Source organism: Teredinibacter turnerae T7901, assembly GCF_000023025.1.
Classification (GTDB): domain Bacteria; phylum Pseudomonadota; class Gammaproteobacteria; order Pseudomonadales; family Cellvibrionaceae; genus Teredinibacter; species Teredinibacter turnerae_B.
The window spans coordinates 4,759,491-4,784,073 of sequence record NC_012997.1 but is presented as its reverse complement, the minus strand read 5'-3'; the positions used below and the strand labels follow the sequence as shown (position 1 = coordinate 4,784,073).

17 protein-coding genes are annotated in these 24,583 nt (G+C 49.1%); 13 read left to right on the top strand and 4 right to left on the bottom strand.

Annotated features, from left to right (window positions below; translation table 11 throughout):
• The first annotated feature begins 62 nt into the window (after positions 1-62).
• From TERTU_RS19200 to TERTU_RS19155, 10 genes are all read left to right on the top strand, one after another.
• Positions 63-1,712, top strand: coding sequence for a hypothetical protein (locus TERTU_RS19200; protein WP_228378203.1), 1,650 nt, complete (start codon positions 63-65; stop codon positions 1,710-1,712).
• Between the two features lie 84 nt (positions 1,713-1,796).
• Complete coding sequence (locus TERTU_RS19195) at positions 1,797-2,753, top strand: glycosyltransferase family 2 protein (protein WP_015818172.1); 957 nt, start codon at positions 1,797-1,799, stop codon at positions 2,751-2,753.
• A complete protein-coding gene (locus TERTU_RS19190; protein ID WP_015817690.1) occupies positions 2,750-3,634 on the top strand; it encodes a sulfotransferase family protein in 885 nt (294 codons plus the stop codon). Before TERTU_RS19195 ends, TERTU_RS19190 begins: the two co-directional genes overlap by 4 nt.
• 17 nt (positions 3,635-3,651) lie before the next feature.
• Entirely contained in the window at positions 3,652-4,518 is an 867-nt protein-coding gene (cysQ, locus tag TERTU_RS19185) for a 3'(2'),5'-bisphosphate nucleotidase CysQ (RefSeq protein ID WP_080516729.1), read from the top strand.
• A gap of 16 nt (positions 4,519-4,534) precedes the next feature.
• Complete coding sequence (gene cysD / locus TERTU_RS19180) at positions 4,535-5,449, top strand: sulfate adenylyltransferase subunit CysD (RefSeq protein ID WP_015820606.1); 915 nt, start codon at positions 4,535-4,537, stop codon at positions 5,447-5,449.
• A 10-nt stretch (positions 5,450-5,459) separates the two neighbouring features.
• Entirely contained in the window at positions 5,460-7,358 is a 1,899-nt protein-coding gene (cysN, locus tag TERTU_RS19175) for a sulfate adenylyltransferase subunit CysN (protein ID WP_015820775.1), read from the top strand.
• A gap of 24 nt (positions 7,359-7,382) precedes the next feature.
• On the top strand, positions 7,383-8,381 hold the full coding sequence (locus TERTU_RS19170; RefSeq protein ID WP_015818028.1) for a glycosyltransferase family 2 protein: 999 nt from the start codon (positions 7,383-7,385) through the stop codon (positions 8,379-8,381).
• An 18-nt stretch (positions 8,382-8,399) separates the two neighbouring features.
• Positions 8,400-9,323 carry a glycosyltransferase family 2 protein gene (locus tag TERTU_RS19165; RefSeq protein ID WP_015818415.1) on the top strand — a complete coding sequence of 308 codons (924 nt, stop codon included), beginning with the start codon at positions 8,400-8,402 and terminating at the stop codon, positions 9,321-9,323.
• Positions 9,323-10,552: a glycosyltransferase family 4 protein gene (locus tag TERTU_RS19160; protein ID WP_015820019.1), complete on the top strand. Its 1,230-nt coding sequence runs from the start codon at positions 9,323-9,325 to the stop codon at positions 10,550-10,552. The genes TERTU_RS19165 and TERTU_RS19160 overlap by 1 nt, the downstream gene beginning before the upstream one ends.
• Entirely contained in the window at positions 10,549-11,658 is a 1,110-nt protein-coding gene (locus TERTU_RS19155) for a WecB/TagA/CpsF family glycosyltransferase (RefSeq protein WP_015820497.1), read from the top strand. The genes TERTU_RS19160 and TERTU_RS19155 overlap by 4 nt, the downstream gene beginning before the upstream one ends.
• A gap of 21 nt (positions 11,659-11,679) precedes the next feature.
• On the opposite strand, the gene TERTU_RS19150 is transcribed toward TERTU_RS19155, so the two are convergent.
• Positions 11,680-12,795 (bottom strand): glycosyltransferase, encoded by a 1,116-nt coding sequence (locus TERTU_RS19150; protein WP_015817263.1) that lies wholly within the window; start codon positions 12,793-12,795, stop codon positions 11,680-11,682.
• Between the two features lie 440 nt (positions 12,796-13,235).
• On the opposite strand from TERTU_RS19150, the gene TERTU_RS19145 reads away from it, so the two are divergent.
• The 3 genes from TERTU_RS19145 to TERTU_RS19130 all read left to right on the top strand — a co-directional run bounded on the left by TERTU_RS19145 (position 13,236) and on the right by TERTU_RS19130 (position 20,572).
• Complete coding sequence (locus tag TERTU_RS19145) at positions 13,236-14,333, top strand: glycosyltransferase family 4 protein (protein WP_015817583.1); 1,098 nt, start codon at positions 13,236-13,238, stop codon at positions 14,331-14,333.
• Between the two features lie 1,322 nt (positions 14,334-15,655).
• Positions 15,656-17,539 carry an immunoglobulin-like domain-containing protein gene (locus TERTU_RS19135; protein WP_266352073.1) on the top strand — a complete coding sequence of 628 codons (1,884 nt, stop codon included), beginning with the start codon at positions 15,656-15,658 and terminating at the stop codon, positions 17,537-17,539.
• A 984-nt stretch (positions 17,540-18,523) separates the two neighbouring features.
• Positions 18,524-20,572 carry a DUF5011 domain-containing protein gene (locus TERTU_RS19130; RefSeq protein WP_015817980.1) on the top strand — a complete coding sequence of 683 codons (2,049 nt, stop codon included), beginning with the start codon at positions 18,524-18,526 and terminating at the stop codon, positions 20,570-20,572.
• Between the two features lie 69 nt (positions 20,573-20,641).
• On the opposite strand, the gene TERTU_RS19125 is transcribed toward TERTU_RS19130, so the two are convergent.
• From TERTU_RS19125 to TERTU_RS19115, 3 genes are all read right to left on the bottom strand, one after another.
• Positions 20,642-21,670 (bottom strand): glycosyltransferase family 2 protein, encoded by a 1,029-nt coding sequence (locus tag TERTU_RS19125; protein ID WP_015818575.1) that lies wholly within the window; start codon positions 21,668-21,670, stop codon positions 20,642-20,644.
• A gap of 122 nt (positions 21,671-21,792) precedes the next feature.
• Positions 21,793-23,169, bottom strand: a complete 1,377-nt coding sequence (locus TERTU_RS19120; protein WP_015819116.1) for an oligosaccharide flippase family protein — start codon at positions 23,167-23,169, stop codon at positions 21,793-21,795.
• A 36-nt stretch (positions 23,170-23,205) separates the two neighbouring features.
• Complete coding sequence (locus tag TERTU_RS19115) at positions 23,206-24,552, bottom strand: O-antigen ligase family protein (RefSeq protein WP_015819693.1); 1,347 nt, start codon at positions 24,550-24,552, stop codon at positions 23,206-23,208.
• Between the last annotated feature and the right edge of the window lie 31 nt (positions 24,553-24,583).

The following is a 24,583-nucleotide window of genomic DNA, read 5'->3' as shown; positions in this document are numbered from 1 at the left end:
TTTCGGAAATCTGCAGAGGCGAACGTAGCAGTCCAATAATAAGATTTTCACGGAAAGGGGGCGTGAGCCCCCTTTTTTACGCCGATTGGAATATCATAGCGAAGGTATACACAGGAGAAGGTAATAGCGTGTACGACGATCAAGGCTCAGGTTCGCAGACATCAATACTCGATGCGAATTATATTCCCGCGTTACTGCGTTATAAGTGGTACATCCTGATAACAACCATACCGCTCATCGTTATTGCCGGTATTATTGTTGCCTCACTACCCCCGATTTATCTCTCTGCTGGCACCGTGATGGTAGAGACTCAGAAAATTCCCCAAAGCCTGGTACAAACTACGGTTACCACGGCTGTGAAAGAGCGAATCGATATTATCAAGCAGCGAGTGATGACTCGCGATCGCCTGCTCTCGGTGATTCGCCAGCACGGTTATTTTCAGCTCGACGAAAGTTCCCCTATCCAGGTCAATCAGGTGATTACTAACGTGCGCCGCTCAGTGCTGCTCGAGGTTGAGGAGACGCGTGTCGGCCGTGAAAAATCCGTAATCGCTTTCCGGGTGGGCTTCGAGTCGCGTGAACCGCGCATTGCCTATGAGATGGCGAATGACCTGGTGACGCTCTTTATGAGCGAGAACATCAAAGTTCGAACTGAACGTGCCAGCGAGACAACCGAGTTCTTCCGACAGGAGGCCGCAAAAGTTAAGTCTGAATTGGACAAAACGGAAGCCGCCGTCGCTGAATACAAGCAGAAAAACAAGGATGCGCTGCCCGAGCATTTGCGACTCTATGGCGATATGCGGGCGCAAGCGACAGAGAAACTGAACAATATCAATCGCGATATCCGTTCTGCTCGCCAGCAAATAGAGCTGATTAAAACCCAAATGGCGCTCGCTCAGCCTGGCGAAGGCGTTGATGGTGTCTATCTGGACCCGCGTCTATCGCAACTTCAGCAGCGCTACAAAGAATTGTCGATGCTGTATAAGCCGGATTATCCCGATCTTGTTGCCCTCAGAGAGCAAATCGAACTGCTGAAATCCAACCCGCTGTCGCAGGAAGATATCGAGCAGGCGCCAGTGGGCGATCTCAGTGTCGCTAGCAAACTCGACGAGCTTGAACAAGAAATTGCTTCGCTCCAGATGGATCGCAAAGAGACCGAAGAGTCGATTGCCGATCTGGAAAATCGTATTTTAAAAGTGCCTTTGGTTGAGCGCGGGTTGATCGAGTTGAACCGCGATTACGATGCGAAACTGTCTGAATATAATCAGCTCGCAGCGAAAATCGGCGAGGCATCGCGTGCAGAAAGTCTCGAGCAGGAAATGCTCGCTGAAAAATTCTCTCTGCTGGAGCCACCCCGCTTGCCGCGCGTGCCGTCTGCACCGAATAGGATCAAGCTCATGGCGATGGGTGTTATTGTTGCATTCGGTGCGCCTATTGGGATTGCTCTGCTTATTGGTCATTTCGACTCTTCCATCCGCAGCCGCAAAGTACTTGAACGAGCGGTTTCCGGGCGTCGCGGCCTACCGGTGCTGGAGGTGAACTACATTCGCACCGAGGCGGAGTCGTCAGGTCAGCGCCGCCGTATTCGCAAGTCGTTTATCATTGCTATGGCGGGATTATTGCTGGCAGCGTTGATATTCCACTTTTTCGTAATGGATGTGGGCGATTTGATGGAAAAAGTGTTGGAGCGTTTTGGGATATTTATTTATTAACCAATGCGCTTAAGCTGCGCCCTGCCGCCCAGTCATTAAGGGCGGCAAAGCTACGGATTTTATAGCGCTGTTCAAGGGGGAATAATGAGCGCGAAGCTCGAGCTTCTCATCGTCGTTATCAATTACAAAACGGCAGCCATGGTGATCGATTGTTTGCAAACCGTGCTGCCCCAGCTCAAAGAAAGGCAAAAGGTTGCCCTCGTCGATAATTGCTCTGGCGATGGTTCGGCAGAGACACTGCAAACGTGGGTTGCCGCTCACGGAGACGGGAAGGTTGACCTTATTCTGTCGCCGGAAAATGGCGGGTTTTCCGCCGGCAATAACATCGGTATCAAACACGCAGAAGCGGACCATTATCTGTTGTTGAACAGCGATACATTGCTGCGAGACGGAGCGTTGGCGACAATGCTCGATACCATGACCAACAAACGTTGTGGTTTTGTGGCGCCGCGTCTTGAGTGGCCGGATGCCACGCCCCAGGAAAGCTGTTTTCGCTTTCATCGTCCTATCAGTGAACTCATTTATGGCGCAGCGACTGGTGCAGTTACCCGGCTCCTCGGCCGTTGGGTCGTCGCGCTACCCGTGAGTGAGAAACCCATCAGCCCTGAGTGGGCAAGTTTCGCCTGTATTCTGTTGCGCGGCGAAATGGTTAAAGATGTTGGCCTTATGGACGAAGGCTACTTCCTTTACTACGAAGATGTGGATTATTGCAAAGAAGCTGCTAATCGGGGCTGGTCGATTGTGTACCAGCCCGCCGCCCGGGTCGTGCATTTGCGCGGTGGCAGTTCGCCAATGAAATCGAATTATGCACATAAGAAACGCCTGCCGTATTACTACTACGCATCGCGCACCCGTTATTTCGCCAAGCACTATGGCCGCTTAGGTGCGTTTCTTGCGAATTCAGCGTGGCTCACAGGCCGATCTATTTCCAAGTTGCGCGAGCTGTTGGGCAAAAAGGATATTGCCGCTTGCGAAAAGCAGTTCTCGGATATCTGGATCCAATTTTCTTCGCCTTTAAAACCTTACAGACCAAAATCATGACCCAAGTAGAAACTCGCCTCCCGAATTTTATGATTATTGGCGGCATGAAGTGTGCGACAAGTACATTGCACGATCAGCTGGCCGAACAGCCTGGCTTTTTTATGAGCACGCCAAAAGAGCCAAATTATTTTAGCAACGACGAAGTGTTTGCGAACGGTGAGTCCTGGTATAACCAGCTTTTTTCAGATGCCAAGGACGCTGAATTGGTAGGCGAGTCGAGTACTCATTACACCAAGTTTCCCACCTATCCCCAGACGCTGGACCGATTGGAATCCCACGGATTAGGGCGCTGTAAATTTATTTATGTTATTCGCCATCCTTTGGATCGTTTGGTATCTCACTATATTCACGAATGGTCGCAGGGTGTAATTTCATCCGACATTGAAAAAGCCCTGGAAACTAATCCGGAACTGATTGATTACTCCCGTTACTACTTTCAGCTTAATCATTATTTACAGCGCTTTGATGCTTCCCAACTAATGGTCGTTTACTTCGAACGTTTGAGCAGTCAATCGCAAAAGGAGCTTGAGCGTATTTGTCAGTTTCTCGGCTACAGCGGTGAGCCAGTGTGGGACGACAATATGGAACGCAAAAACGTGTCTGCGCAACGTATTCGTAAATTTCCTTTTTACGATCTTGTGGTGGAATCAAAACTGATGACGAGTCTGCGCCGTAACCTGGTGCCGCGTCAGCTGCGGGATGCGGTAAAAGCCAAGTTGACAATGAACAAGCGACCAGAGCTTTCAGCCCAGACTCGAGCGAAGCTCGAGACCATTTTTAACGAAGATCTAGCAGAGCTGGGCAAGTTGGTCGGCACAGAATTGAATTGCACTAATTTTAAAGACCTCGCCAAAAATGGGCCGGCGCCTGACTTGGTCTAGGGCCTGATTTTTTGAGCATGCTTTTTGCTAAAAACGACATACCTAACTTCGAAGGATATCGCGTGGAGAATGAAATTACCGCTCTTGGAGAGCTCGTCGCCAAAGTCAATGAAATCGTGGTTGCTGCGGGTGACGCAATTATGGATATCTACCAACAACCGGATTTCAATGTAGAAATTAAGGATGACAATTCTCCGCTAACCCGGGCAGACAAAGCAGCCCATAATATATTGGCCGCAGCACTGGAAGCGCTTGATTGTGGCCCTGTTCTTTCTGAAGAAGACGCCAACATTCCCTGGGGGGAACGCCAGCAGTGGCAACAGTACTGGCTGGTAGACCCTCTGGACGGTACCAAGGAATTTATCAAGCGCAACGGCGAATTTACGGTGAATGTCGCGCTTATTAAAGACGGCGTACCCATTCTTGGCAGTGTATATGCGCCTGACAAAGGCTGGCTTTACTATGGAGCTAAAGGCGTCGGCGCGTTCAAAGTGGACGATGCAAAAGCGGCTACAGCTGCAGAAAGCATCTCCCCAGCAGTTGTGCCTGGTAGCGATGATGTATGGCGTATAGTGGGCAGCCGCTCTCACCAGAGCGATGATTTCAAAGAGTTTGTAAAATCGTTCAACGGTACTGACATAGTGGCGATGGGCAGTTCATTAAAAATATGTTTAGTGGCCGAAGGTGCTGCAGATCTCTACCCGCGTTTGGGGTTAACCAGTGAATGGGATACGGCAGCCGCACAAGCCGTTGTTGAGGCTGCCGGCGGTGTGCTGCTCAATTGGGAAACTAAACAGCCGTTGCGTTACAACACCAAAGAGTCCTTGCTTAATCCATTCTTTATTGTGTGCGCGCAAACTTCACCCGTTTGGCTAAACGTTTAACCGCTTAGGAGCTAGTATGTCCCCCTCTGATCGACGCCGTTCACATCTTAAGCAGCTAGAAGCCGAATCGATTTTTATCATTCGCGAAGTCGCCGCGAAATTTCAGAATCCGGTGATGCTTTATTCTGTGGGCAAGGATTCGGCTGTAATGCTGCATCTTGCCATGAAAGCCTTTGCTCCCGGCACGCCGCCGTTTCCCTTGTTGCATGTAGATACCACTTGGAAATTCCGTGAGATGATTGAGTTTCGCGATAATATGGCGAAACAAGCGGGCATGGAATTGCTGGTGTACACCAACGAAGAAGGCCGGGCAGCGAATATTAATCCGTTCGATCACGGCAGCGCAAAATACACCGATATCATGAAGACCATGGCGCTCAAGCAGGCGCTGGATAAATACGGGTTCGACGCGGCTTTTGGTGGTGCCCGCCGCGATGAGGAAAAATCCCGAGCGAAAGAGCGGGTGTATAGTTTTCGCGATAAGTACCACCGCTGGGACCCAAAAAATCAGCGGCCCGAGCTGTGGAACCTGTATAACTCTCGTGTTAACAAAGGCGAATCCATCCGTGTATTCCCGCTCTCTAACTGGACTGAGCTGGATATCTGGCAATATATTTATTTAGAACAAATTCCTATTGTACCGCTGTACCTGGCCAAACCGCGGCCAGTGGTTGAGCGCGATGGAAACCTCATTATGGTGGATGATGATCGTCTGCCACTGGCGGAGGGCGAAGTTCCGCAAGAAAAATGGGTGCGTTTTCGCACGCTGGGCTGCTACCCGCTTACCGGAGCGGTGGAGTCGACCGCTCAAACACTGCCCGATGTTATTCAGGAAATGCTGCTGACACGCACCTCAGAGCGCTCCGGTCGAGCCATTGATCACGATGAAGCGGGATCTATGGAGAAAAAGAAACGTGAAGGGTATTTCTAAGGACGCCGTGATGACCGAGACCAACAGCCTGCTGGCGACAGATATACACGCCTACCTGAAACAACACGAAGAAAAAGACCTGCTGCGATTTATTACCTGTGGCAGTGTCGACGATGGTAAATCGACGCTTATTGGTCGTCTGCTGCACGACACCAAAATGATCTACGAAGATCAACTGGCCGCGATATCAAAAGACAGTAAAACTCATGGCACCACGGGGCAGGAGGTCGACCTGGCGCTGCTTGTCGATGGTCTTCAGTCTGAGCGCGAGCAAGGGATCACCATTGATGTTGCCTACCGCTACTTTTCCACCGATAAGCGCAAATTTATTATTGCGGACACCCCAGGGCACGAGCAGTACACGCGAAATATGGCCACAGGTGCCTCCACGGTTCGTCTCGCTATTTTATTAATTGATGCCCGCTACGGGGTACAAACCCAAACCCGCCGGCACAGTTTTATTTGCTCTCTGCTGGGTATTAAGCATTTTATAATTGCTGTGAATAAAATGGATTTGGTTGACTATTCCGAGTCACGTTTTAATGACATTTGTGCCGAGTACAAAGAGTTCGCTAAAAACCTGAACGTCGAGGATATTCAGTTCGTTCCGCTGTCGGCACTGGTAGGCGACAACGTAGCCCAGCTCTCCGATGCGACACCTTGGTATAAAGGCGCTCCGCTGTTGACTCTGCTGGAGGATCTTCCGCTCGATACGGATGATGACTTCGATAATTTGCGTTTCCCTGTGCAGTATGTGAACCGGCCGAACCTAAATTTCCGGGGTTACTGTGGCACGCTCGCCTCGGGTGTATTGCGCCCCGGAATTGGCGTTAAAGCTCTGCCCTCTGGCAAAACCAGCCGCGTTGAGAAAATTATTCTGGCGGACAAGGAACTGGCAGAAGCGTATCCCGGCGATTCAATCACGGTTACCCTCGAAGATGAAATCGATATTTCCCGCGGCGATATGATAATTGCCGATACCGATTCACTGCAGCCCTCAAATGCGATGGTGATCGACTTGGTGTGGATGCACGATACTCCGCTGGAACTCAACAAAAACTATTACATAAAGCTGGGCGCGGCAGAAGTTACGGGCTCGATCAGTGAGATTGAATATCAGATTGATGTGAACACCCTGGAGCGCCAGCCTGTGAGCTCCGTTCCGCTGAATGGTATTGCGCGCTGTACGTTGAATTTAACTGAACCCGTTTGTGTTGATGCGTACCAGAGCCACCCGCATACGGGGAATTTAATTTTTATTGATCGGTTGACCAACGTTACCGTAGGCGCGGGCATGATTGCCGAACCGCTGGGGAATGAAAACGTGGTTTGGCATTCAATGGATGTCTCGAAGAAAACCCGTGCCGAACGCTTCAAGCAAAAGCCTGCGATTATCTGGTTTACCGGTTTGTCGGGCTCCGGTAAGTCAACTACGGCAAACGCGTTAGAAAAACAATTGTTTGCTATGGGGTACAGCACCTATTTGTTAGATGGCGATAACGTTCGCCATGGTTTGTGTTCCGATCTGGGTTTCAGTGATAGGGATCGGATTGAGAATATTCGCCGCGTAGGTGAAGTCGCTAAATTAATGGTGGATGCCGGTCAGATTGTGCTGGTTTCGTTTATCTCACCGTTCCGCCGCGAGCGTCAGATGGTTCGCCAGATGGTGGAACCGGGCGAGTTCTTTGAAGTGTTTGTAAATACCCCGATCGACGTGTGCGAAACCCGTGACCCGAAAGGGCTCTACAAAAAAGCGCGAGCGGGTGAAATACGCAATTTCACTGGTATTGATTCGCCTTACGAAGCGCCAATCTCGCCAGAAATTGAAGTGAACACCGCGCAAGCGGATCTGGATATGCTGGTGCGCGAGTTGCTCAAGCGATTAAAAGAATACAGCGTAATATCCTAGGCCGCAGGTATAACAACGTCTCTTATGGAACTCAATTATCAACTGGGTATTGTGGTGATCGGGCGCAATGAAGGCGAGCGTCTGATTCGCTGCCTGGAATCAGCACGGCCTGATATTAACACTGTGGTATACGTCGATTCCGGTTCTACGGATAACAGCTGTGCGCAAGCGCGTAAGCTTGGGGTCGCCGTGGTGGAGCTCGATCTTTCCAAGCCATTCACTGCTGCGCGGGCACGCAATGCGGGATGGCAAGCGCTGGTTGAGCAAAATCCGGCAATCGAATTTGTTCATTTTATTGATGGCGACTGCGAATTTATTGAAGGCTGGCTGGCCACCGCTTGCGGTTTTTTAACCTCTAATACCGACTACGCAGTCGTATGCGGACGTCGTCGGGAGCGATATCCAGAGCGTTCGGTTTACAACCGTTTGTGCGATATTGAATGGAACACGCCGGTAGGCGATGCCACGGCCTGTGGCGGCGATGCACTGTTTCGTGTTCCTTGTCTCCAGCAGGCCCAGGGCTACACCGACTCACTTATCGCTGGTGAAGAGCCGGACCTGTGTTTGCGGCTGCGTAAACTGGGCTGGAAAATCTATCGCTTTGATGCGGATATGACCTGGCACGACGCAGCCATGTTCACTGCCGGCCAGTGGTGGAAACGCATGAAGCGTTCTGGCTATGCCTATGCAGAAGGCTATGCTCGCCACGGTGGGCGTCGCGCGGAGCTTGAAAACTATCGCTGGCCGGATATTCGTCGCATTGTTTTTTGGGCGTGTGTCTTTCCGGTTAGTGTGTTTGCGCTAGCGCTTATCTACCCTTTATTTGCCGTGCTGTTGCTGGTTTATCCTCTGCAGGTTGCTCGCTTGACAGCAACATACCGCAATCACTTATCACAGAGCAAAGTCGCTTTTTTTTACGCCTTATCGAATGTTGCCTGTAAGTTTCCGCAATTCGATGGCGTGCTCGAATACCTGTTTAATCGCATGAGAGGCCGTGCAGGCACTTTGATCGAGTACAAATAATCTAAGGAAGAGTTCCCTATGTCCTACCTGCTGGTATCCCCTTGTAGAAACGAAGCCGAATTTATGCGGAAAACGCTGGATAGCGTTTGCAACCAAACAGTGCCGCCAGATCTTTGGGTGGTGGTTGATGATGGCTCTACCGATGAAACCCCGGCAATCCTGGCTGATTACTCGGAACGTTATCCGTTTATTCAGGTGATCACTCGGGAAAATCGCGGTCACCGCAGTGTGGGCCCGGGCGTTATTGAAGCGTTTTATTACGGTTACGACAAAATTGACGTATCCCAGTTTGATTATGTCTGTAAGTTTGATCTGGATTTGGATTTGCCTCCTCGCTATTTTGAAATCCTGATCGATCGAATGGAAAAAAATCCCCGCTTGGGTACTTGTAGCGGCAAAGCGTACTTTGTCGATAAAAATACCGGAAAAATGGTAAGCGAGAAGTGTGGGGACGAAATGTCCGTTGGTATGACCAAGTTTTATCGCCGCACCTGTTTCGAAGAAATCGGCGGGTTTGTACGTGAGGTCATGTGGGACGGAATAGACTGTCATCGCTGCCGACAGTTAGGGTGGTTAGCGGAAAGCTGGGATGAAGAAGAGCTGCGATTTATTCACCTGCGGCCTATGGGTTCCAGTCAAAAAGGCATTATTACCGGGCGTAAGCGCCATGGTTTTGGTCAGTATTTTATGGGCACTGGCCTAGCCTACATGACAGCCTCATCGGTGTTTAGAATGTTGCATCCACCGGTATTTATTGGTGGCTTTTCGATGTGGCTGGGATATGTGGAAAGCATGCTGGCTGGAAAAGATCGTTTCGATGACAAGGCATTGGTCAAGTTTATTAACGATTACCAATGGAAGTGTTTGTTCAAGGGGAAAAAAGCGGCAACGGCTGAATTGAACGCGAAACAGGAACCCGTCTGGCTGGCGAAACACGCGTGATGAAAATTGCTTACCTGGCGCCGGAACTTCCGGCACTTTCCGCGACGTTTGTGTATAACGAGATACTTGAGCTGGAGGAGCAGGGTGTCGACGTACAGTATTTTTCAGTACATAGACCCGCTTCCATTGCAACGGACCACAAGCTGGAGGCAATGCGTGAAAATACCCGGTATTTGTACGCGCAAAGCAAACTAACGGCACTGCTCGCAAATATTTCTGTGCTGTTACAAAAGCCTGTCGCGTATTTGTCGGTCCTTGGGATGTTACTGGCAGATATTGTGCGCCTGGGTGTTGTTACCCGCACTGCCATTGGCCAGGTCATGCGTTTTTTTTACGGCGCCTACCTCGCCAAATTACTTTGTAAGCAAAAAGTTCAGCATTTACATATCCATTTTGCACATGTGCCGACGGATATCGGTATGTACGCCTGCAAATTAGCGGGTATTCCCTATTCGGTAACTTCACACGCTAATGATCTTTTCGAGCGCGGCTGGCTGATTAAACAGAAGGTTGAGCGTTCTGCATTCTTCGGCTCCATCTCCGCGTACAACATTAAACACATTGAAAGTCTCGGCGCGCCGAGTGATAGGCTGGTGATTACTCGCTGTGGTGTAGACGATAGGATTTTTCCGCCTATTGACAAAACACACCATATTGCGGCTAACACCATCGGCGGTATCGGACGTTTAGTTGAAAAGAAAGGTTTTGATACGCTGATTAAAGCAGTTGCCGTGTTAAAGCAACGGGACTACCCCGTTACTTTAAAGTTGGCCGGTGGTGGACCGCTGGAGCAAGAACTTAAACAGCTGGCTATCGCGCGCGATGTAGAGGAAGAAGTCAAATTTTTGGGCCCTCTGGCGCATTCTGAAGTACCTGCTTATCTGTCCGAACTGGATGCATTCGTGTTGCCCTGTAAAACTGACAGTAACGGTGATATGGACGGCATCCCTGTCGTGTTGATGGAAGCGATGCTGTCCGGTTTGCCGGTAATCACAACTCGCCTGTCTGGTATCCCCGAGTTGGTCGTCGATGGCTATTCCGGCTTACTCATCGAGCCGGAAGATGAAATGGCGTTAGCGAACGCAATTCAGCAGTTGTTAGGCGATGCCGAGCTACAGGCGCGATTGGTAAAAGACGGCGCAGCGCATGTCGCAGACGAGTTTTCCCTGCGCACCAATGTACAACGGCTTATGGCGTTGTTCGAAAAAGCGATAGGAGATTCTCAGTGAAAATCGGTGAGGATCTTCTTCCGCGGCAGTTATGCTGTGTCATGGGGTTGCCGTTTGACGTGGTCACAACGGCCGCTGCTGTAACCCAGGTCGAACAAGCTATTGAATCTGGTGAGCATTGTTTTCTTTCCACACCGAACCTTAATTTTGTTGTCTCGTCGATGCGTGACGACGATTTTTATCAGTCCGTGGTAGAAAGTGATTTGATCATCGCCGACGGGATGCCCATTGTGTGGGTGTCTAAGCTGCTAGGTATTAATTTGCCCGAACGGGTCGCCGGGTCCACCTTGTTCGACGAGCTTTCGCAGCGTCCGGCAGAAAAAAAGATGCGTGTGTTTTTCTTTGGTGGACTCCCTGGCGTCGCAGAGAAAGCAGCAACTGTTCTCGCTGATAAATTTTCTGGTGCCGAAGGTTGTGGCTATTTCGATCCGGGGTTTGGTGGTGTGGAAGATATGTCGACGGATGCCATTATCGACACGATTAACGCTGCGAATCCCGATTTTATTGTCGTTGCGTTAGGGGCGAAAAAGGGTCAGAACTGGATTTTACATAACCGGGACAGATTGCAGGCCCCCGTTGTCAGCCACTTGGGTGCGGTGGTGAACTTTGTCGCTGGCGAGGTTAGCCGCGCACCAACAATGGTGCAAAAATTAGGGCTTGAATGGCTGTGGCGAATTAAAGAAGAGCCTGGCATATGGCGGCGATATTGGAATGACGGTTTAGCCTTGTTGCAATTGCTCGTTAATAATGTGTTACCACTTTACTTGGCTCGTAACAAAAGTGGGCACAAACAGGTTTGTCAATCGACATTTGATGAGACAGATATTTGCGTAAAGCTCACACTGACGGGGGCTATGGGTAGCGATTTTTCGCGGAACCTAATGGCCGAGGTTGTTGACCACGCCCGGCCTCACAAGCCTTTGCAGCTCGATTTATCCGGTTTGGAATACATGGACAACAGCTTTATCGCGTTTTTGCTCCTAATGGATTGTCGCTTACAGAAGTACCATTCGCGCCTGGAAATTATTGCTGTTAGTGATGCTCTCGCCAAGACATTTCAACAGCAGGGGGTCGCTAAACGATTTGTTTATGCGGCTGAGGCGTAGCCGCGCGACTTTTCGAATGGCCTAACTTTTTTCAAAAAGGTAGGCGAACTGGTCTACAAATGCGTTGTTGGCGAGATATTCGCGAATGGTTTGATAGGCTTGCTCGGCGATTTTGCGTCGCTCTTCCTCTGCGCCAATAAGGTGGATCACTTTTTCCTCAAGATCGCTGTAATCCCAGTTTAATGCAATGTAGGTGCTGTCGGCCTCGTGAATATGCGGTGCCATTTCCAAATGTTCCATCGAAGGCTTTAGCAGCACAGCGCCTGCGAGGACCGCTTCGATATCTCGCCAACAAATTTCCCCGTATCCAAACGGGCTAAAGCAAATTTTTGAATTTTCCAACTCCTTCATAAACCGAGGCCGCGGAATTCCCGTACCCGTAGCGGTAGAAATGTCGGAAATTTCGCCGAGCTTGTCGATGGAAAGCTGTCGCATTTTTCCGTACCAGGACGATCCGTTGGCAGCCAGTCGGGCATGGACGTCAATCGTTTTGTCGCCCTTGGGCGCGTGCGACTTTTCGAGGAATTCCTCCAGAATACATGGGCCGGTAAAAAATGTCGGTCCGAGTTTCAGCTTCGGTAAAAACTCCTCTGGAACATGCCAGTTTACTGTGTCTTCTTCCAGGTCAAATAAACCTGAGTAGTACTCCATCAAATTGGTATCGCCCACTTGCGGTTTTAAATAGCGGGATTTGTCCTTTAACAATGATTTTTTAATATATGAGGTTAGATAAGGGTTTAAGGTCTTTGCCAAGCGAAGATCTGTCGGTGCAAAAGAATCGAGGAAATGTAAATCGGCTGATGGATTTAATTTGTGTATTTTTTCAACGAGGGCAACAAGTTCACATTTGTCGATAGTAAACCATGTTTGAAAAAGTACGATATCGGCGTCGTGTTGTTTGCAATAATTGTCGGCGGAGTATTCGGGTAAAGTGACGATGCGAATCTCCGCATCAAACTTTTCCCGAAACAGATCTCGGTAATATAGAAAGGGATAGACCTGGTTATAACTTATTCGATTCGGCTCGGTAATGAGCAGTACTTTTGGGCCAGCGGCTTTAAACGACTGGTCGGTTAGTGCACTGACTAATGGCCAGCTGTTTAATTTTTCATAGTTTTTGTATAGATAACTCAGCATACGTCCTGCCTAAACGTGTGTATCCATCAGCGCACTGGGGCGTCAGTTAATCGAGCCATGTCGTCTGCTAAAATAGCGACACCCATTGTATCGTGTATTCTAACTTTCGGGGCGGACATACTTAAAGAAGCCAAAGCAGCCACCGGGGTCGAGGGTTTGTGTCTGGGATTTTGGCTAACGGGATGTTTTGCCACTCCTAGAGAGTTGTAAATATCTTCGGGCATTAATTATGCAAGAACTTTACCTAAAGGCTGAAACCCTATTCTGTGAATAAACGTAGCTGGCTACGCTGTATTGAATACCTGCCGATTGTCCCCGTCTTTGATCATGTCGCGCCCGTGTGACTGCGCTAGGTGTTGATTATTGATGGGTATGTTGCCACAGTTTCGGCTTAAACGATTAAATTAGGAAACTGGCTGTCTGGTCAATTTGGAGTGAGAATGTCGAGAAAATTAACTATAAATTGGATTTTCGATTACGTGGGTCTGTCAGGCGGAGTGAAGTCCAATCGACTAATCGCAGAAGCTATGGTGCGACGGGGCCACGAGGTGAATCTGGTTTATTGTGAGCGCCCAGATCAGACGCCACCTATTTGGCGGGTACGCAGCTATTTAAAGCACAAGAAAAAAGAGCGGGAATCACAGGGCAAGCAGGGGCATCACCTTGAGTCCAGTACTGCTAATCTAATGCCTGTAGCTCATCGCCCGCTATTGGCCAGCGACGTCCCCGATGCAGACTTTACCGTTGCGACTTGGTGGCGCACTGCGGTATGGATGAAGGATTGGCCTGCGAGCAAAGGTGCAAAGGGGCACTTCGTTCGCCATCATGAAGTGTATGGTGGCGATCCAGAAGAGGTGGAAGCTGTTTACCGGATGCCAATCAAGAAATTTGTTATTGCCCGCTGGCTGAAAACGCTCATGGCAGACAGCTATGGCGATTCTTCTGCAGCGCTGGTGCCCAATGGTGTCGACTGGAATCAGTTCAACTATGTGGCGCGAGAGAAAAACCCCGTTCCAGCGGTAGGATTCCTATATGGCGTGGCAAACTGGAAGGGCGCTGAGCTAGCGTTTAATGCTGTGCGTAAAATGCAAGAAAAAATACCTGAACTTAAGGTTTACGCATTTGGGTCCCATCTCATTGATAAAAAATTCAACGATATGTTGCCCGCAAACTTCGAATATTTTTATAAGCCTTCGCAAAAAGAGATACCGGAAATATATAGAAAAACCGATTGTTGGTTGATGCCATCGACCCTTGAAGGGTTTGGTATGCCAGGATTGGAAGCTGCCGCGTGCGGGTGCCCAGTAGTGTCGACCTTGTGCGGTGGCCCGGAAGACTATGTGGTTCCAGGAGAAAACGGTTATCTGGTTGCGGTCAATGACGCGGATGCGATGGCTGAATATGCACTTAAGATTTTGACTGCAGATCCTCAGGCCTGGTTGGAGATGAGTAGGAACAGTGCCCGTATCGCCGAAGAATTTGACTGGGATAAATCCGCAGAGAAACTTGAACGCGCTATGCTGGAAGCCATTGCATAATTTGTCGAACTGCGGTGTTTAAACGGCTGCCGCAGATGATTTGGTCTCGCATAGTGGCGACTTCCGGCCTGCGCTATGCGCTGCTTCGTGTGCATCACTGTGGTGATCAAGCCGTCGCTTATCGTTATACACGATGCCGTACTACTTTTCCCGTCTAAGTGCCTATTTAAGTGCTTGTGGCAGTTTAAGTGCCGTATTTACTGTTAACCTGGCAATTAGATATTAATCCTGCCGATCCTGTCCCGAACCATTGAAATATTGGCGAAATGTGTAAGTTTTCTGATATTTCAATGGCTTTGCTTCTCTCCTTCGCCCATGAACTTCGCCATTTATATTGCCAAGTTGATAGGGCGAATACTTTAACCTGTGTAGTTTCTGGCTGAACGTTGTCTCAAATTGTTGAAGATGGCGTCTGTAATTATTTTGCAGCCTCTTTGCGTACTTTTGCGCCTTCAAATTTGCTCCCTATCTCTTTATAGTCTCACTTACAGCGCTTAGCTGAGTTCTGGGCCTATTTGTAGATTTAAACGCCTATGACCTCTCCACTTCTACCGTCTGGTGTACGGATTTGTGGCCTGGTATTGGCCTGGGCGCTAGCTAGTCCGCTGGGGTGGCGGGCTGAGGTGGCAAGGATGATTCCCCGTTTTTACAGCGCTCGTAACGCGCTGGCATTCTTTTTTGTTTTATTGACGGCGTGTGGCGGACGTGAGGAGTTCGATGCAAGTCCGGATGGCGTGACTACAGAGGAGTCAACGGCGGGAACGTCGACACTGGCGACGACGCCAACTCCTGTAGTCTCGGCGGTGCCTACGCTGTTTCCACTACCGGCGCCAAGTAACCCGCCGGCCACGCCTTCAACAGGTCCTTCACTTGAACCTACGCTGGCGCCTCAGCCAAGTATGGAGCCGATGCCAAGCCTGGCTCCGTCAGCAAGTCCGACGCCGTCACCGAGTCCGACACCGTCTCCAAGTCCGACGCCGTCACCGAGCCCGACGCCGTCTCTGAGTCCGACACCGTCTCTGAGTCCGACGCCGTCTCCGACACCGCCTCCGAGTCCGACACCGTCTCCGAGTCCGACACCGTCTATGAGTCCGACGCCGTCTCCGAGTCCGACACCGTCTCCAAGTCCGACACCGTCTCCGAGTCCGACGCCGTCTCCGACACCGTCTCCGAGTCCGACACCGTCACCAAGTCCGACACCGTCCCCAAGTCCGACACCGTCTCCAAGTCCGACACCGTCTCCAAGTCCGACGCCGCCACCAATCCCCGGCGACGATGCGGGCATACCTGTATTGGTTTTGGCGGGTGAGCGGGAGGTCGTATTGCAAAAAGGGGATCCCTTTGTCGACCCAGGCTTGCTCTCTGCCCGCGATGGAGAGGACGGCGACCTGTTATCGGAGGTCCTAATCGACAACAACGTAAACCCGGATGTACCTGGAATTTACCGCGTGATTTACTCCGTGGTCGATAGTGACGCGAATTACGCGACAGTCGGTCGAAATGTGACGGTTATCTCTGCGGTCGGTGAAGAGCACGGTGTCGTTGCGAGCCTCAAAGTCCTCACGCGGGTGCGCGGGGTTTCTCCAGAAACGGTGTACTTTTCAGCTATGGAATCTTCGGCGCCAAGCGAGACCGATCTTTCTGGTGGAAATAACGCGCTGGCCATCGCTTGGTCGAAACTTACCTATCATTTTTCGTTCGACGACCCGGATTCCGGCTACTTTTCGCCGACCGGACGCAGTAGAAACCATCAGCTAAGTGGCTCACCGAGAGCGATCCATACTTTCCACTGTAACGGAACCATTGACCCCAACTGGGACGCCAAAAAGGGCGTTTGTGTGTTTGATGTTGCTGTGCGGGTGAAAGACAGCCTTGGTAACTTTGATGATGCTGAAACTCGCATCGAAATTCAAACTCAAGATGACTACTACTCAACTAGCGACACTATCTGCGTATCGGCAACGGAAAATTGGGAAGGGTGCCCTTCGGGTGCGGTTCATATGCAGGATACACCGGATTACGGCAGCTGGTCGGGCAAGCGGGTGTTGTTTCAGCGGAATTCCAGCGGTGCCTACTCAAATATTCATATCGGTCACGGAGCCAAAAATGTCACCGTCGATACCTACGGCAATGGCAGTCGGCCCTTAATCTATGCTGTTGAGGTCGGTAGCAACCTGGTGAAAAACAATGCGGTCGCCGAGTTGTATGAACCCTTCACGCGTGACGCTGATGGCTATGTTACCGCTGGATGGGCGTATAACATTACCGTGACCGGGCTGAGGGTAGGCAAGCTGAGCGGTGGGCATGCTTTGACTTTGGTGACTCTTACTGACTTGGATGCAGACTGGTCGGATGAACCAAACGACAGCAAATACGGCAAAATCTACTTTTCGTCGCAAGCAAATAATTGTACTAACGAGAAAGATTTTCCAGATTTAGATTGTGATCGTATTCATTATCCCTACGGCGTTTTCATTACGGACTCTGTGATTAAAGCGAATTTATCGAGCTTACCCACGATTAACATTGGCTGTTTTAATGGTTGCGCGATTGTGAACAGTGGAATGGCCGGGGTTGAAGTAAAAAACGCCAGAGAGCACAACTCCAGGGTTATGGGGAGCTGGGGCTTGGTGGTTACTGACTCCTGGTTTCGGGGGAATCATATCGGTGGTTCGGGAGCGAAAGGCAAACTCACTGTTCGGGTGCCCGGTTCCGAGGGTACAGCGCATCTATTGAGCCTGGAGGCTGATCCAGAGAATTATCAAGCGAACGGACATGTCCGCGGCGCGACTTTCGAAGATATATACCTGCCGCGTTACGCGTCTATCATCAACAATTGGTTTAATGATGACGATCAGGATCCCAATAGCGTGGCGGGCGCGTTTGTCGGGATAGACAGGTACTACAAATACTCGCTGGTGTATGGGAATGACATCTTCACCGATCCGGTCAATTTGGAGAAACCATCGTTTAATGTTATCGGCCTGCAAGGCGAACACAATTTTAGTATGCACAATAAAGTACCGCCAGAGTTTGGCCCGTGCGCTACGGCGTCAGATTTTGTTGAAAACTACCACGATGCTTCCCTGAACTACGCGATCGCAGAAAGCTGGGATGGTTATGATGAAGCGACAGGCACCCAGTGCCGTCGCTTGGTACTGCCTGTTGTCGTGCCCGGGCCGCCAGGGCACAGTGCTAGCGAGTAACTGCTTACTTCAGCGTGATTTCGCGGCTACTCAGCCCCGAAAATTATCTTCTCATGGCGTTCGTTTGGTAGCGATCCTGGTGTTTGCTGATCTTGAAAGACGGTTTCTAAATCCGTAATTTAATTGCGACTACTGCGCAAAAACAGCTTGGTTTTTGTAATTTTTTTAAAAAAAGCGTTAGCTTTTTGTAAAAGCTACATGACGCGGTATCGTCGGTATCTATCAGAAGCTTTACACTAATGTTTCCTTTAGACGGAATTTTGAACTTTGGTTGTTTGCGGGACTCACAAGGCCCGATTAGGCAGTTCAGGAGTATTGAATTTGTGAAATTAAATCTGTGCTGGGGTTTTGGCGAGAGTCGGAGTGCGGGCTTTTTATGTAAGAGAAGGGTGTGATTTGTTGATCCAGATGAGTGTTGTCTTAAATTGGCGGCCAAAAACAGGAATCACGACACAAAATTACAAATCCGCAAATCAATCTGCGTCCTAATACTCTACCCTAGTTTTAAAACCACCATTGCGTAACAGCGAATGCTTATATTGTGTTAGCAGGTTTAACGCATGTTCCAAAGTTCGAACTTTCAACTTTTGGCTGTGGCACCGAGGATTGCCACTAAAGACGTTTGTTGAAGGTTACGTATTGAAATCCTAAATCACGTTATACCCCGGCCAGAGTCTGGTTCGGGAAGCAGCGTTTCTCGGGAGTTTAACGAACCATATGATTTCTACCAGTATCCGATTTGTTGTAGTTGGGGGCCTGTTAGCACTGCTCTCCGCTTGCGGTGGAAGCAGCAAATTTGACGAAACTACGCCCAGACAGTTTGGTGTTCAGCCGAGCCCAGTACCTTCATTAGTACCGGCATCGCCTACGCCGACCACTGTCCCCACGGTTGTCCCAACTCTCGTGCCTACGGTTTATCCAACAACTGTGCCAACTGTGGTGCCTACCAATCCACCTTCCGCTGAACCGACGCAGACGCCTACGATGGTCCCGACTACTGTGCCTACACTGGTTCCCAGTGCGCTGCCTACGGTTATTCCAACTACGTTGCCGACGGTTACACCTTCTGTCATACCGACAATAATTCCGACGGTAATTCCAACGCCTGAAATCCCCACCAACTATCCGCCAGTGATCGAGCTGAACGGCGAGGATGAGGTAACGCTGGAAGTAGGCGAGAATTTCGTTGACCCATACGTTGCTGCGGTTACGGACGAGGAAGACGGCAATTTGCTGGCGGACTTAAATGTAGAAAGCGACTTGAATACGCAAAAACCGGGTATTTACAGAATCCTGTATGAGGTGGAAGACAGCGGTGGGTTGCGCGCAAAAGTTGGCCGCAATATCACTGTGGCGACGCCCGGCAACAGGGATAACAGCGTGAAGGCAGAGCTGAAAGTTTTGACTCGAGTGAACGGCGTTTCGCCGGAAACTGTTTACTTCTCAGCGATGGACTCCACCTCTGATAAAGAAACCGACTATGCCGGAGGCAGGGACCCTCTGGCGATTGCCTGGTCGAAGCTTACCTATCATTTTGACTTCGATGATACTGATGCGGGTTTCTATGATACAACCGGGCGTAGCCGCAACCACCAAATGAGCGGATCTCCACGGGCGATACACACGTTTTACTGTAAAGGGGAGCAGGACCCAAATTGGGTGAGTGGCAGCCAGGCTTGTATATTCGACGTGCGTGTCCGGGTAAAAGACAGCTTGGGCAGTTACGACGATGCAAGCGTAAAAGTTCAGATTCAAACTCAGGAAGATTACTACAGCCCATCCGACACTGTCTGTATCTCCGCTAGCAGTAATTGGCAGGGTTGCCCGACTGGCGCAATTCACACCAACAGCTCTCTAGAGTTGGGTGAATGGAGTGGAAAGAGGGTGTTGTACCAACGTGGCTCCACGCAGCCTTACGACAACATAAAAATTAGCCTGGCTGCTAAAAATGTAACCGTCGATACCTATGGCGTGGGTGAGCGCCCGCTGGTGTATCACGTTCAGATCGGGCCTGAACTAGTGAGTACAGATTCCGCTGCGCGCGCCTTTGATAAATTTACACGCGACAACAAAGGCTATGTAACTGCTGGGTGGGCATACAACATTACTGTAACGGGGCTTCGGTTGGGTACACTTGATGCTGGTCATTCGTCTACCCTGGTCACCGCCACAGACCTAGATCTGGATTGGTCTGCGACACCAAACATTGAAGAGTTCGGTCGCGCATATTTCGCCAGCAGAGGGAATTGGTGCTCGGACGCTTATGATACGCCCAACATCGATTGCAAAAATGTTCCCTATCCCTATGGCGTGTTTTTTACTGATATGGTGGTAAAGGGCTACAGGGGCAGTTTGCCGCTGATTAATATTGGCTGTTTCAACGGCTGCTCTATGGTTAACAGTGGTATGGCGGGAATTGAAGCGGAAATATCAGATGAGCATAACTCCAGAATCATGGGAAGCTGGGGGCTTGTGGTTAAGGAATCCTGGTTCCGAGGTAATCACTTGGGTGGGCCGGGCGCGAAAGCTAAGCTTACTATACGTACGCTGGGCTTTGGGGATACTGCCAATCAATTGGATCCGAATATAGATCCCGAAGACTATGCCGCCGGTGGTTATAAGCGAGGTAATAATCTCTCCGAAGTTTATGTTCCACATTACGCTTCAGTTATTAACAACTGGTTCAACGATCCCGAACAAGATGATGCAAGTGTATCCGGCACATTTGTTGGCATGGACAAGTACCATGCATATTCATTGATGTATGGGAATAAAATATTCTCAGATACTAAAACTGTGGAAGAGGGTTCTTTCGCAGCAATGGGTTTAAATGGTATTCATGTGTATGCATTACACAATGAAATCCCCAAAGAATATCCCCCGTGCGGTACATCCATGACTGAGATAGAGAATTTTCATGATCTCTCCAAGGTATTTGTAGGTATGGACGATTGGAGCGACTTTGGAGACCCTAAAGGCAGCCAGTGCCCGCGTCTTACTGTTCTCAAAAGTGTACCTGCCACGCCAGAATAATTTGACGCTGAGCAACGTGTTAGATATGTAATTCCTTAATGCCGGGTTTTAACCCGGCATTTTTTTTGTCTACCAAAATCCCGCACTATTACCGCGTGACATTTTGATATTGGCAAAAATATACACAGTGATATCAAATGCCAAGCCAAACAGTATGCTTGCGATGCCCTTCAGGCTTTTATGCTTTTTATTTTCGAAAGAGCTTTTGGTACGCTTTAAAATAAATTTTGGGTGAATGTATCCGTAAGGAAACTCAGGTAAGCTGCTGTTAATTAGATCTTTGAGCCAGCTTTCATCTTCGCTACTTTTGCGCAATTCCGCGATGCGGCTGTCTCTGTCTTGCAGTGAATCGAGGCGTTGAAAAATAAGACGATTGATCGTGGTGCCAATAACGATACGTATCTGATGACGTATCAATGATCGTATTCCTCTCAGGGATTCGTAAACGTGCCAGATACTTTTCTCCGAATCGATTCTCCTGAGGTCCCGTTCCTGAGTAAAAAGGTTTGTCATGATCATTGCGCGTAAAAATCCATCTTCGACGGGCAAACCGATAGGCATATAAATATCTTTAACCGTTGAAGCGCGAGCAATATAGAGCTGCCCGCAAATAGAGTGGCGGACAGTTTCAAAGTCGGCAGCGCCCATTTTGATGAGCTTATCCAGGCCCTTTGGCTTCTCGCCCGAATGCTCTATGTCTTTTATGGGTAAGCTGCTGGAGGCTAAAAGCAGTTCCGAATTTTCAACCATTCCCACCAATTTGCTGAAAACCGCTGGGTCTGGAATTGCGATATCTCCATCTGCGAAGATAACCGCATCCGATTCTCTGCTTAGCACGTTGTGAACAAAATGGTTCCAGGTTCTGGATTTTCCCGCGAACCCAAGTTCCAGCAGTTCGAATTGCAGCTGCTTTTCTAGGCTGAGTTTAGCTTCCCACTCACGTATAAGCGGGATGGAGTTGTCGCGACAGCCGTTAGCGAGCACATAAATTCTGCACCTGTGCTCAGACCTAAATAGATCCTGTTCGAAAATATTGTTCAGGGTTTGAATTATTGTGTCTTGCTCGTTGTAACAAAAGACTCCAATACTGATGTCCATCGCAAAGCATCCTGAGGGCGAAATTCTAATTTGGTATGCCTTGCCTGTTTCATGCAAAGGCACAGTTTATAACTCTGTGGGAGTGGTTGTTGAAGCTCTTTACGCTTTTTGGTTGTATCGCGCTACAAACCGGGCATTTGTGGGTCGAGTGCCGGAAATACGTGAAGCAATGCCATTCGTGCAATAAACCAAAACGCGATACTGGTCAAAATTATTGCTACCGTGCGCAGCTCATATTGTATTTTTATTTCGCAATGTTCTCTGTAGCGAATAAATATCAACCAGCCTCCAATTAGGCGTCTCGCAGACAGTGCGAGCAATATTCCTGTTACCCCAAAAAAGTAGTAACCAGCAGGGACGAATATTATGAGTGCAACCAGTCGCCTTATGGCGAGGTCGAACTGTAGCCGCGTCTCACCTAGTGAAATGAGCAGTTGGTTTTTGTAGAAAAAGCATTCGATAAGCTGAGCAATCGTCAACAATTGAAGATAAAAACCGGCGTCCAAATAGCGATCGTCGTAGAGGAGCGAAATTAGAATGTCACCATTAATCAGTACGAGCCCTGAGGGAATACAGACCGCTAAATCCCGGTAAAGCCGTATTTTGTAGTAGACCTTGGAAAGGTCGCTCTTACCTTCTCTAATAACGCGGCTAATAGCGGGGAAGAGGGCGGCATTTATGCGCTTGAACACTGTGTCCATGGCGTTAAAAATCAACGCAGCTATCGAGTACACGCCCATTTGGGTGCTGGTAAGTAAAAATCCAAACAAGAGTTTGTCGAGATTGTTCGAAATACCAACAATGGCTGTGGAACCCAGAATCCACTTGCCAAATGAAATAATTTCTTTAACAGCGCTTTTATCCCAGGCGAAGCCAAATGTTTTACGTGGGAATAGCAGGTAACTGCCCGCTACCGTTACAAATGCTGAAACAACTTGAGCAAACGCAAGGGCATAGATTGATGGGTTTTCGCGGGAGAGTAAAACAATAAACAGTAGTGAACAGCTCTGAGCAGAAATTTCGATGGCGGTTTGGCGACCAACATTTTGGTTTCTGGCAGCCAGTTCGATCTGGATAGATCGGAAGCCCTGCATAAAAACGGCAATAGCAACAATCGAGAGTGCGATGCTGAGTTCACTTGTGGCATACACCGAACCTTCTGCTAAGAGATTATGCGAATTCAGCCAATAAAAAATCAATGCCAAGGTTACAATTACAGTCGCGAGTGCGCTGGTTTGCAATACTTTGAAGCTGAATACCGTGCGCAAAAAAGTGAGGTCGTCACCACGCTTGCTTCTGATGACGCTCAGATTGAGGCCGACATCCGAAAAAAGCGCTACCAGTGTTGCGATTGAAGTGACCACTGCCATAATCCCGAATAGTTCGGGTGCGAGTAGTCGTGTAGTTATTAGGCTGCCACCAAATCTTATTATCTGCGACACCATGTAGCCGGAAACGAGTATCGCGGTCGAATGGAAAGTTTTTCTTTTTATGTTCAATGTAAATTTCCTGAGCTAGGCGATGGCGCGAACAGACTATGTCCGATTTTTGATAGGGGTGAGTGCGCCAAACAGTGAGCCAGCCATTAAATAGGTGAGTGGGCTCAGCGAGGAGTTGGGTACTAAATCGACCAGGTTCATCGACAGGATAACGGCAAGCCCCGCCGTATACGGTGGTATGGCCTCCTCAGCAACATTTTTATACCTTAAATAAACTACCACAATAGAGCCGCATAGCGCGCCAAATATCGACAGATAGCCTAACCAGCCAACTTGGCCAAAAATAATGATCCAGGTACCATCCGCAATGGTTAAGTCCTCACCGGTGTATTCGGAGTAGACGCGCTGTCTGCCCCAGCCACCCCAGCCAAACAATGCTCGTTCTCTTGCTTTATCTAACAATATGTCTTCGTTTTTTAAGCGGACGCCCAGACTGCCGCCTCTGTCTTCATCTAACTCGGTGAAGTAAGCGTTGATTTGATTAACGGGAATTAATCCGGCGGCACGTAAAGTGGGGTACAAAAACACAATTACGGAGAGTGCAGCGGCGAGATATAACCATTTTCGTTTGCCGAAGAAGAAAATAATGAAAAATGATAGTATCGAATAGATTGCTGCACTCCAGGTTTTGCACAGGATAAGAATGGCAAAAAGGTAAAACACCTTTAACATTCCCTGCTTTTGCATAAACTTGTGTTTGCCTTTAAAAAGTAACATGGCACAAATGGTTGCCATAGACATGTACATGGCTACGTACAACCCATGTCCCATAAAAATGACTGGCCGAAACCCGCCGTTTCGAATTTGCTGGCGCCAGGATGTGGTGGTAAAACCGTATATCTCTCTATGTAGTTGTGGGCTCATTTTTATTTCCCAGAGACATAGAAGAGAATACACGAGGCCCCAAACCGCCAGTAGGAATACAAAATCTTTCTTGGCATCTTCGGAGCCTAGAAAGTGCGCGCCTATCACCAATGGGATGTAAATAAGTGCGAAATTATTGAACCCGCCACTGATAATGTCCTGAAACGACATGCCTGGGCGAACATTCAAACCGTAGTCCAGTACATCAGTATTCGTTAACGCTGTGAGAACGGGAGACAGAAATACACCAATCAAGACAGTGTTTAAAAACCGCGAGTTTGGAAACAAGTTAAAGTTTTTATCCCTGGCTTTCAGCATAAAAAACGCGGTAAGTGCCGGTAGGGTCCATTTGTCAATTGGAGGCAATAGCGGCAAATCGAATCGCATTCCATAGGGCAGCCACATGTAAGGAATTAAAAACAGCAATACAACCGCTTGGTTGAGTCGCTGCTTTTTCATTATCCAAAACGCAACTAAAGGCCACCCGTAAAGAGCGATGTTTGCGAGTAAATTCGGCACTTAGTACTTCCGTTGAAAGATCTTATGAAAC